Origin of the sequence: Pseudomonas sp. K5002 (assembly GCF_013386655.1) — a bacterium.
Taxonomy (GTDB): domain Bacteria; phylum Pseudomonadota; class Gammaproteobacteria; order Pseudomonadales; family Pseudomonadaceae; genus Aquipseudomonas.
This window is the reverse complement of sequence record NZ_JACARK010000375.1, coordinates 1-9,782: the sequence shown is the minus strand read 5'-3', so window position 1 is coordinate 9,782 and position 9,782 is coordinate 1. Positions and strand designations below refer to the sequence as shown.

Annotated in this window: 10 protein-coding genes and 1 pseudogene; 3 read left to right on the top strand and 8 right to left on the bottom strand. The window is 62.4% G+C overall.

The window, feature by feature from the left end; all coding sequences use genetic code 11:
- Positions 1-42: 42 nt before the first annotated feature.
- A complete protein-coding gene (gene aroC / locus HX846_RS17880; RefSeq protein WP_003213122.1) occupies positions 43-1,134 on the bottom strand; it encodes a chorismate synthase in 1,092 nt (363 codons plus the stop codon).
- 293 nt (positions 1,135-1,427) lie between these two features.
- On the opposite strand from aroC, the pseudogene HX846_RS17875 reads away from it, so the two are divergent.
- Both HX846_RS17875 and HX846_RS17870 read left to right on the top strand, forming a co-directional pair.
- Positions 1,428-1,778: pseudogene (locus tag HX846_RS17875) on the top strand (MFS transporter); the annotation flags it as partial.
- Positions 1,779-1,915: 137 nt separating this feature from the next.
- Entirely contained in the window at positions 1,916-2,851 is a 936-nt protein-coding gene (locus HX846_RS17870) for a LysR family transcriptional regulator (RefSeq protein WP_023659100.1), read from the top strand.
- Between the two features lie 128 nt (positions 2,852-2,979).
- On the opposite strand, the gene HX846_RS17865 is transcribed toward HX846_RS17870, so the two are convergent.
- From HX846_RS17865 to HX846_RS17855, 3 genes are all read right to left on the bottom strand, one after another.
- Positions 2,980-3,342 (bottom strand): 5-carboxymethyl-2-hydroxymuconate Delta-isomerase, encoded by a 363-nt coding sequence (locus HX846_RS17865; protein WP_102368307.1) that lies wholly within the window; start codon positions 3,340-3,342, stop codon positions 2,980-2,982.
- A gap of 70 nt (positions 3,343-3,412) precedes the next feature.
- Positions 3,413-4,600 carry a low temperature requirement protein A gene (locus tag HX846_RS17860; protein WP_008437907.1) on the bottom strand — a complete coding sequence of 396 codons (1,188 nt, stop codon included), beginning with the start codon at positions 4,598-4,600 and terminating at the stop codon, positions 3,413-3,415.
- Positions 4,601-4,626: 26 nt separating this feature from the next.
- Positions 4,627-5,562 (bottom strand): LysR substrate-binding domain-containing protein, encoded by a 936-nt coding sequence (locus HX846_RS17855; protein WP_003211897.1) that lies wholly within the window; start codon positions 5,560-5,562, stop codon positions 4,627-4,629.
- Positions 5,563-5,623: 61 nt separating this feature from the next.
- Here HX846_RS17855 and HX846_RS17850 point away from each other — a divergent pair, with 61 nt between their 5' ends.
- Positions 5,624-5,869 carry a hypothetical protein gene (locus tag HX846_RS17850; protein WP_177008925.1) on the top strand — a complete coding sequence of 82 codons (246 nt, stop codon included), beginning with the start codon at positions 5,624-5,626 and terminating at the stop codon, positions 5,867-5,869.
- On the opposite strand, the gene HX846_RS17845 is transcribed toward HX846_RS17850, so the two are convergent.
- From HX846_RS17845 to HX846_RS17830, 4 genes are all read right to left on the bottom strand, one after another.
- Positions 5,824-7,149 carry an MFS transporter gene (locus HX846_RS17845; RefSeq protein WP_178965816.1) on the bottom strand — a complete coding sequence of 442 codons (1,326 nt, stop codon included), beginning with the start codon at positions 7,147-7,149 and terminating at the stop codon, positions 5,824-5,826. The genes HX846_RS17850 and HX846_RS17845 overlap by 46 nt on opposite strands.
- Positions 7,150-7,208: 59 nt before the next feature.
- A complete protein-coding gene (locus tag HX846_RS17840) occupies positions 7,209-8,531 on the bottom strand; it encodes an MFS transporter (RefSeq protein ID WP_003211904.1) in 1,323 nt (440 codons plus the stop codon).
- Positions 8,532-8,606: 75 nt separating this feature from the next.
- On the bottom strand, positions 8,607-9,485 hold the full coding sequence (locus HX846_RS17835) for an SMP-30/gluconolactonase/LRE family protein (protein WP_003211906.1): 879 nt from the start codon (positions 9,483-9,485) through the stop codon (positions 8,607-8,609).
- Positions 9,486-9,554: 69 nt separating this feature from the next.
- Positions 9,555-9,782: 3-keto-5-aminohexanoate cleavage protein (locus tag HX846_RS17830; protein ID WP_178965815.1), on the bottom strand; the 228-nt coding region annotated here is incomplete at its 5' end.

The following is a 9,782-nucleotide window of genomic DNA, read 5'->3' as shown; positions in this document are numbered from 1 at the left end:
GCTGCGCAGCCCAGCGCGAGCGAGCTCGCTCGCCACACACGATCACAGCTGGCCCAATACCGGAGTACTGACTTTTACGTCGGCGTTTTGCCCACGATGACGCAGCAGGTGGTCCATCAACACAATGGCCATCATCGCCTCGGCAATCGGCGTGGCGCGGATGCCGACGCACGGGTCGTGACGGCCCTTGGTGATCACGTCCACCGGGTTGCCGTGCACATCGATCGAACGGCCTGGCGTGGTGATGCTGGACGTCGGCTTGAGGGCCAGGTGCGCAACGATCGGCTGGCCGGAGGAAATGCCGCCGAGAATGCCGCCGGCGTTGTTGCTGAGGAAACCTTCCGGGGTCAGCTCGTCACGGTGCTCGGTGCCACGCTGGGCCACACAATCGAACCCGGCGCCGATTTCCACGCCCTTGACCGCGTTGATGCTCATCAGCGCGTGGGCCAGTTCGGCATCGAGGCGGTCGAAGATCGGCTCGCCCAGGCCCGGCATCACGCCTTCGGCAACCACGGTGATCTTGGCGCCGACGGAATCCTGGTCGCGGCGCAACTGGTCCATATAGGCTTCCAGCTCCGGCACTTTGTCCGGGTCTGGGCAGAAAAAGGCGTTGTCTTCGACGCTGTCCCAGGTCTTGAACGGGATTTCGATCGGGCCCAGCTGGCTCATGTAGCCGCGGATCACGATGCCCTGGGTCGCCAGGAACTTCTTGGCAATCGCACCGGCCGCCACGCGCATCGCGGTTTCCCGCGCCGAGCTGCGGCCACCGCCACGGTAGTCGCGCTCGCCGTATTTGTGGTGGTAGGTGTAGTCGGCGTGGGCCGGGCGGAACAGGTCCTTGATCGCCGAGTAGTCCTTGGACTTCTGGTCGGTGTTGCGAATCAGCAGGCCAATGGCGCAGCCGGTGGTGCGGCCTTCGAACACGCCGGAGAGAATTTCGACTTCGTCGGCTTCCTGGCGCTGGGTGGTGTGGCGGCTGGTGCCGGGCTTGCGGCGGTCGAGGTCACGCTGCAGGTCTTCCAGGGACAACTCGAGGCCCGGCGGGCAGCCGTCGACAATGGCGACCAACGCCGGGCCATGGCTTTCGCCCGCGGTGGTAACAGTGAACAGCTTGCCGTAGGTATTGCCGGACATGCAGGGCGCTCCGTGAAATCAGTTGAATCAAGTCAACCGTAATAACTTAAGGCGGCCAGTATACGCAGGCTAACCGACTAGTTCATCCTCGAAACCTTACCGGTAGACGTTGGTCCAACCGGCACCTTCCTCATGATGGCGCGATGATGCTGCGAGTTCTGCTTTTGACCCTCACTCTGTTTTCCAGCCTTGGCTTCGCCGCCTCCCCTGTCGTGCTGCAACGGCCCATCAGCCTGGACACCGGCAGTGGCGAGCTGTTTGGTTCGCTGTTGTTGCCCAAATCCGACAAGCCGGTGCCGGTGGTGCTGATCATCGCCGGCTTCTGCGGGCTGATCCTGAGCCCGCAATACCTGAGCCTGCTGTGGCCGTGTTTGCTCGGCCTGGGGATTGGCGGCTTGTTTCCGATGAGCCTGATCCTGTCCCTCGACCACCTCGACAACCCGCGCCGCGCCGGTGGCCTGACGGCCTTTGTGCAGGGCATCGGCTACCTGATCGCCGGGTTGTCGCCGCTGATTGCCGGGATGATCCGCGACCAGCTGGGCAGCTTCGAGTGGGCCTGGTGGTCACTGACGGCCGTGGTGGTGGTGATGCTGCTGATCGTACTGCGCTTCGATCCCCGGCATTACGCGCGGCATATTCGCTGAGGTCGTGTTGTAAACATTATTTGTCCCACCTCAAACAGAGAAAGGTCCGACAGAGCTTTCTATTGGTACGAGCGTTCCGTTAACATTTTGTATTGTCTTGTACCGAGTTCGGTACAAAGCGCTTGCGGACGGAACGGATGCTAAACAGCAACTTGCTTAGAAAGCTCGATATGCAGGACCTGATGGTGTTTGTCGCTGTTTACGACCAAAGCAGCGTCACCGAGGTTTCCGAAACCCTGTTCGTCAGCCAGTCCACCGTGAGCTACAGCCTGAAGAAGCTGCGCACCAGCTTCGAAGACGAGTTGTTTATCAACACCCGGGCGGGCATGCGTCCTACGTACAAAGCCGCCACCATGTACGGGCATGTGCAGAAAATCCTCGAAAGCATCAACCTGTGCCATGCCGGCAGCCAAACGTTCGACCCCACCCAGAAGGCTGTGACCTTCAACGTCTGCGCCCCAGAATACTTCGAACAGTTGATCCTGCCGCGCCTGCTGAAAAACTTCGACCGCGCCGACCTGCCGGTGATCGTCAACGTGCAGAAGCTCGAAACCGAGGTCCCGGCCGACGCCTTGCGCGACGGGCGTCTGGACCTGGTGATTTGCTTCGGGCCGCACTTTCATCGCGAGCACAAGGACATCAAGACCCAGATGCTGCTGGAGGACGACCTGGTGTGCGTGTTCGACAAACACTCGGCGCCCCGGGAACCGGCGTTCAGCCTGCAATCCTTCGTCGCCCGGCGCCATGTGTTCCCCACGCCCTGGAGTTCCGACACCAACATGATCGACGGCTGGCTGGCGCGCCAGTCCCACAAACGCCAGGTGATCGCCCGCGCCAACAGCTACAGCGCGGCGCTGAAGATGATCACCGGCACTGACTTTATCGTCACCTTGCCCCGTCGAGTGCTGAAGCTGCTGGCAGATACGACCGTGTTCGGCCATTGCGAAGCGCCGAACGGTTTGCCGGGGTTTACCCTGGATATGCAGTGGAATGAACACAGCGCGCAGGACAGCGCCAACACGTGGTTCAGGGAGCAGGTGGTGAAGGTGTGTGCGGATCAGGGATTATTATGACCCCCTGTGGCGAGGGAGCTTGCTCCCGCTGGGCTGCGTAGCGGCCCCAAGAATTTTGGGAGCGCTTCGAACTGGAGCGCCAGCCCGGTCCAGCGGGAGCAAGCTCCCTCGCCTCAGAGTATTGCCCGTCAGCCGATGGTGACTTTGCTGTAGGACTCGCGATCCATATCGACCAGCAAGACACTGAGCTGCACCTGCAGGTCTGCAGGCCAATCGCCCAGGTCCTGCAGCGCCGCCAACAGGCTTTCCGACAATTGCTTCTTGACCTGCGGTGAACGCCCGCTGAGCAGCGACAGCTTGACCGCGATAAAAGCGCGCGGGCTGATGGACGTGCCAACCTGGAATGTCTCCACCTTCAGCGCGCGGCTTTTGATATCGAACTCGGAACCGAACTGCCCGGACGCCATCAGCACGTTGTTGAGCCGCAACAAGGTTTTCTCAACGGCCAGCTCTGTGAGATTGGCGGTGTATTCCAGATGCAGATGCGGCATGAAAGGCTCCGAGTTGTTGTAGGAAAAGAGTCATACATATAGCACGGGGCCGGGCGGAATCAGACCGCTTTCAGTGTGAAACTTCGGTCAGGCTGTGCAGCGAGCGATTTTCCCAGATCGCCACGATCACCAACACCGCCGACGTCAACGCCCCCAGTACCAACGCCGAAAACACCTGCTGCAATCCCAGCGGCAGCAATACCAGCAGCATCAGCAAGCCGCCCAGGTGCGAAAACGGTGGCAACGGCCGGTCGCTCATCACCCACTTGAACAGCGCACTGCCCAGCAGGAACAACCACGGGCCGGCGATGATCGCCACCACGCCTGCCTGGCTGGCATGCCCCGGATGCACCAGCACCAGTTCGTCGGCCACGGCGCTGACGATAATCCCGGCGACGATCAATACATGCAGGTAGGTGTAGGCGATCCGCGCCTGACGGCCCGGGTCGGCAGAGCTGGCAATGCGATGGTGGGCGCGCTCGGCGCCGCTGTCGAAATAGATCCACCACAGGGCGATACTGCCCACCACTGCCACCAGGAATGCCGCCAGCCCGTCCACGCTCCAGGGCAGTTCGGCGAAGGTCGCGCCGGTCACCAGCAACGACTCACCGAGGGCGATGATCACAAACAGGCCGCAGCGTTCGGCCATGTGGTTGCCTTCCACATTCCAGTCCGCAAGCGTCGAGGGCCCAAGCCCGGGCACCCAGAAATACACCGACGGGGAAATCAACTCGATCAACAGCGCCAGGGCCCAGAAGGCTAAACGCTGCTCGCCTTCGAGCAGCGCACCGGTGATCCAGAACACCCCGGAAAACAGCATCCACGCCAGGATCCGCTGGAAATTGCGGGTCATGTTCAGCGACTCGCCGCGCACCGCCCACAACGCAAACAGCGTGCGTCCTACCTGCATGAACACATAGGCGCCGGCGAACAACAGCCCGCGATCGGTAAACGCCTTGGGGATCGACGAGGACAGCAACAGGCCCGCCACCATCAAACCGAACAGGCCGATGCGGATCGGGATTTTTTCCGGGTCCAGCCAGTTGGTGACCCACGAAGTGAAGATCCACACCCACCACACCGCGACCATCATCAACGCCACCTGCACGGCACCGCCGATGGACAAGTGGGCGAGCAGCGAATGGGACAACTGGGTCACGGCAAACACGAACACCAGGTCGAAAAACAGCTCGACCATGCCAACCTTGCCGCTGTCATGACTGCCGCGCCCACGCAGCAAGGAACGGGATGGGGCCATGCCTGGATCTCCCTGAAGGTTTTATCTCAAGATTTGGGTGCGACCACCGGCAGCATGTCCCGCTCGCTCATGAACGCCTCCAGCCGCGAACGCATCCAGCGCTCCGCCGGATCGGTGTCAACGTGGCTGAGCCAGACCATCGACAAGTCCAGGGTCGGGGTTTCGAACGGGAACGGTTCACAGAACAGATTGCCTCCGGCGGCCATGGCCTGGGCGGTGTAATCCGGCAGGCTGGCGATCATGTCGGTGCCGGCGAGCAGCGCCGGCAATGCGCTGTATTGCGGCACCGAGAGCACCACGTGGCGCTTGCGACCGATTTCCGCCAGCCACTCATCGGCAAACCCGGACACGTTGGCGGTGTGGGACACCAGCACATGGGGCCGTGCGCAATATTCGTCGAGGGTCAGGGGTTTGTCCGAGGCGTCCGCCCGCAGCAGGCACGGGCGGATATGCCGCAATAATTTGCGCTTGGCATTGGCCGGCAGGCCGCGGGTCTGGGTGATGCCGACGGTGATATCCCCGGAACCCAGCAGGTCCGGGATGCGCCAGTAATCCACATGCTGCACCACGAACACCACCTGCGGCGCTTCCTGGCGCAAGGCCCGCAGCAGCGGCGGCAGCAGGCCGAACTCGACGTCATCGGACAGGCCGATGCGAAAGGTCATGGTGCTGATGGACGGGTCGAAATCGTGGGTCAGGCTCAGGGCCGACGACAAGGAGTCGAGGGCCGGCGACAGGTGCTTGATGATTTCCTCGGCCCGCGCGGTAGGTTCCATCCGATGGCCGACACGAATGAACAGCGGGTCATTGAACAACGTACGCAGGCGGTTGAGGGCCGAACTGATGGTGGGTTGCCCGAGAAACAGCTTCTCCGCCACCCGGGTCACGTTGCGTTCGAGCATCAAGGTTTCAAAGACCACCATCAAATTGATGTCGGCCTTGCGTAATTCATTGCGATTCATCGGCGACCGCCCCACTGCCCTGGATAAGTCGCAGTTTAGAAACACCCGGGGCCCTGCGTCTATGCGCACACTGTTCAACACGGGCCTTTGGGACTATAAAGCAGCTTCCAAGGCTTGCGAGAACACCATCGTGCTGGTCATTTCTGCCTTGAGCGTCCTGATTGCCGGGATTTTGCTCTGGGCCATCAAATTCATCGCTCATCCCACCGCCAGGACACTGTTACGGGTATTTGTCGGTTTGTGCCTGGCGGCAGTCGTGGCTTACCTGGTGCTGGCTTCGGGGTTTCCTACCTCGTTGCTGGTGTGACCGGGCTCCTGCCCCTGACGCAAACGCAAGGCGGCCAACGCGGCCACCACCAGCACCACGGCAATCACTTTCAAGCCATTCGTGGCATTGCCGGTGCTCATCTCGATCGCGCCCATCACCGACGGCCCGACAAACCCGCCGAGCAATCCGCAGGCATTGACGAAGCCCAGCCCGCCCGCCAGCGCCACGCCCTTGAGGCGCGAGGCCGGGTAGAGAAAGATGATCGACTGCACCACAAAGAACATCACCGCCGACACACAAAAGCCCAGCAGGCTGAACACCGGCCCCGACACCGAGGCAATCCCCAGCCCCAATGCCATGGTCAGCAAACCGGTAATCAACAGCCGTCGGGCACGGGTGGGCGTGGTCGCAAAGCGCGGCAGCAACACAGCGCCGGCCGCTGCGGCAATCCACGGCAATGAGGTCAGCAAGCCGACGCTCATGGTGCTCAATTCACCGTATTTGCTGATGATGCTCGGCAGGAAAAAGATCACGGTGTAGATGGTGATCTGATGGCAAAAATACACAAAGATCGCCAGCAGGATCTGCGGTGTCAGCCAGTTCTTCAGGGAATGCCCGCCCTCGCCTGCGCCCTCTTCGGTCTCCATCGCGATGCGCTGTTCAATCCCGCGTGCCTCTTCGGCCGAGAGCCATGGCGCCTTGCTCGGACGGTCCGGCAACTTGCACCACACCACCCAGGCAAACGCGACCGCCGGCAGCCCTTCGAGCAGGAACATCCACTGCCAGCCGTGCCAGCCGAGCAGCCCGTCCATGCGCATCAACGCCGCGCCCACCGGGCCACCGATGATGTTGGCAAAACACACGCCGAGCAGGAAATACCCGGTGGCCCGCGCCCGTTGCTCGCGGTTGAACCAGTAGGTGAGGTACAGCATCACCCCGGGAAACAGGCCGGCTTCGGCAATGCCCAGCAGCAGGCGCAGGATATAGAACGAGGTCTCACCCTGGACGAACGCCATGGCCGCCGAAATCAGGCCCCAGGTCACCATGATCCGGGCTATCCAGAACCGCGCGCCGACCTTGTGCATGATCAGGTTGCTGGGGATTTCCGACAGCGCATAGGTCAGGAAAAACAGCCCGGCGCCCAGGCCATAGGCCGCTGCTGAAATCCCCAGGTCAACGTCCAGGTGGTGCTTGGCCAAGGCGATGTTGGTGCGGTCCAGGAAGCTCAGCACGTAGGCGATGATCAGCAAGGGCATCAGCTTGACGAACATCAGTTTGTTCAACTCCCGTGGTTCACGGGCGGTGTTGGCAGTCTTCATCGGGCAATTCCTCTTGGCGCCCCGCCAGCGCAACGGCTGGGGGACGCATCGGTGTTGTTCTAGGGTTCGAGTTGCGCAACCAGCGCCGGCGGGCGATGGGAAAACAGTTGCAGCAGCGCCCCGCCCAGGGCACAGCCGGCCATCACGAAGAAGCACACCGTGTAGCCGTGCAAGGTGGTCCAGCCGCCGCCCATGGCAATCAGGCTGCCCATCAGCACCGGCGCCAGGCCGCCACCGATAAACATCGCGGTGGTGATGATGCCATTGGCGGTGGAGGTCGCCGACGGCTCGGCCGAGTCGCAGGCCACCGCGTAGTAGATCGGCCACACTGCGTTGGCCACCAGGCCGAACAGCAGTTGCACGACGATGATCAGGGTCAGGGTATTGGCGAAGTAGAACGCACCGACACTGGCCGCCATCCACACCCCGCAGATGATCAGGGTGACGCGCCGGCCAATGATGTCCGACAGCGACGGCCACACCAGTTGCCCGAGAATCCCGGTCAAGGTGAACACCACGCTCATCCCCGCCGACTCGGCCAGGGAAAGCCCGGCGATGTTGTACAGGTAGGCCGGCAGCACGATGTTGACGCCCATGTACACGACTTGGGTCAGCATCGTATTACCCGCCGTCAGGGCGATATTGCGGTTGCGCAACGTGGCGATAAACGTGCGCCAGGCGTGGCCCTTCACTTGACTGGCCGGTGCGTTGTCCGGCGGGGTCATGCCCTTGGCGGCGATGTCGACGTACAGCGCGGTGATGCGTTCGGCGGTGGAATACCGCGCCCAGAAAATCATCAGCGGCAACGCCACCACGAACGCGAAGAAGAACACGTAGCGCCAGTTGTCTTCACCGAAGGTGCTGATGACAAAGCTGGCGACGATGCCACTGAGCATGGCGCCGATCGGGTAACCGGTGTGGTGCGCGCCAAGGGCAAAACCACGACGCTCCACCGGCCACCATTCGGCGGTGTTGCTCACGCCCACCGGCTCGCCCCAGCCTGCGCCGAGGTTGACGCCGACCCGCAGCGCGATAAAGGTCGCGAGGTTGCCGCTCAGGGCCTTGAACCCGGAGAGGAACGAAATAGCCGTGTAGCCCAGCACCAGCGGCACCTGGAACCGCGCACGTTTCCAGCCACCGCCGTAGCGGTCACTCCACATCGAGCCGGGAATATCCAGCAGGGCCAGGGCGAGCATGATCACCGTGGCCATGGTGCCCCACTGGTCGGCCGACAAATCGAAATGCTTGGAGATGGTCGGCCCCAGGCGCAGCACGATCTCACGGTCGTAGGCGTTGAGGATCCAGATCATCCAGCACACCAGCAGCGACACCCAGGAGTGCCGGTGAATACTGCGCAGCGAGGCTTTTTTCAAGGTTGCCATGGGTTTCTCCAGGCGCGCGAGGGCGCGCACTGACACAAGGTTGCGAAAGGAAAGTGCCTTGTTGAAAAAAACGCGCTAGCTGGCGAACCGTCGCTCGGCTATTCCTTGCACGCCCAGCCCGGTGATCGCAAAAAGCGCCCCGCGCTGCTGACCGTCGGCCGGGAAACGCGGCAACGGTGGCTTGGCCATGGAGGTGACAAACAGGGTGTCCAGGTTCGGCCCGCCAAAGGTCAGGCTGGTGACCTTTTTCACCGGCATCTGGATGATCCGGTCGACCTGGCCGTCGGGCGTGTAGCGCACCAGTTTTCCGGCATAGACCAGCGCCTGCCACAGGCAGCCTTCGGCATCCACGGTGCAGCCGTCGGCAGCGCCACCGCCGCTGGTATCGACCTTGGCGAAGGTGCGTCGATTGCTCACCGCGCCGCTGGCTGGGTCGTAGTCATAGGCCCAGATCTCGCCGGACCAAGTGTCGCAAAAGTAGAACGTATCGCCCGCCGGGCTCCAGCAGGGGCCGTTGGACACGATGATGCCTTCGTCCAGGGTGTGCAGGCTCAGGTCCGCGTCGAGGCGGTAGAGTTTGGCGCTGGCGCTGTCTTCGAGGGTGTCCATGGAGCCGAAGACAAAGCGCCCCTGGCGGTCGACCTTGCCGTCGTTGAGGCGGTTGTTGGGCAGTGCGGGTTCCGGGTCGATCACCAGGGCCAGTTCGCCGCTGTTGAGGTCGAGGAGGTGCACGCCGTTTTGCAGGGCGACGATGGCTTGCTCGCCGCTATGGCGCAGGGCCATGGAGCCGATTTTCTGGCCCACATCCCAGGCCCGCAGTTCGCGGCCATCCTCGGTGCAGCGCAGGATCCGGCCGTCGGCGCTGTCGATCCAGTACAACCGTTGTTGTTCGACGTCCCACACCGGGCCTTCGCCCAGGGTGGTCTTCACGTCCACAAGCACTTCGATACGCATGGTGTTATCCCCTTTTTTGTTGTTGTGCGGGATGGGCATGGCCGCGCCGTGACGCGGCCGGTTTATCACTTAGAAATTGACCTGGTCACGCCCCTTGAGCCCGAGGATTTCCCGCGCTTCATCCGGCGTGGCGACCTGATGGCCGAGGGCTTCGATCACTGTGCGAATGCGCCGTACCTGGTCGGCGTTGGACGCGGCCAGTTTGCCCGGGCCATCCCACAGCGAATCCTCCAGGCCGACCCGGGCGTTGCTGCCCATGGACAGGCCCATGGTGGCCAGCGGAATCTGCCCACGGCC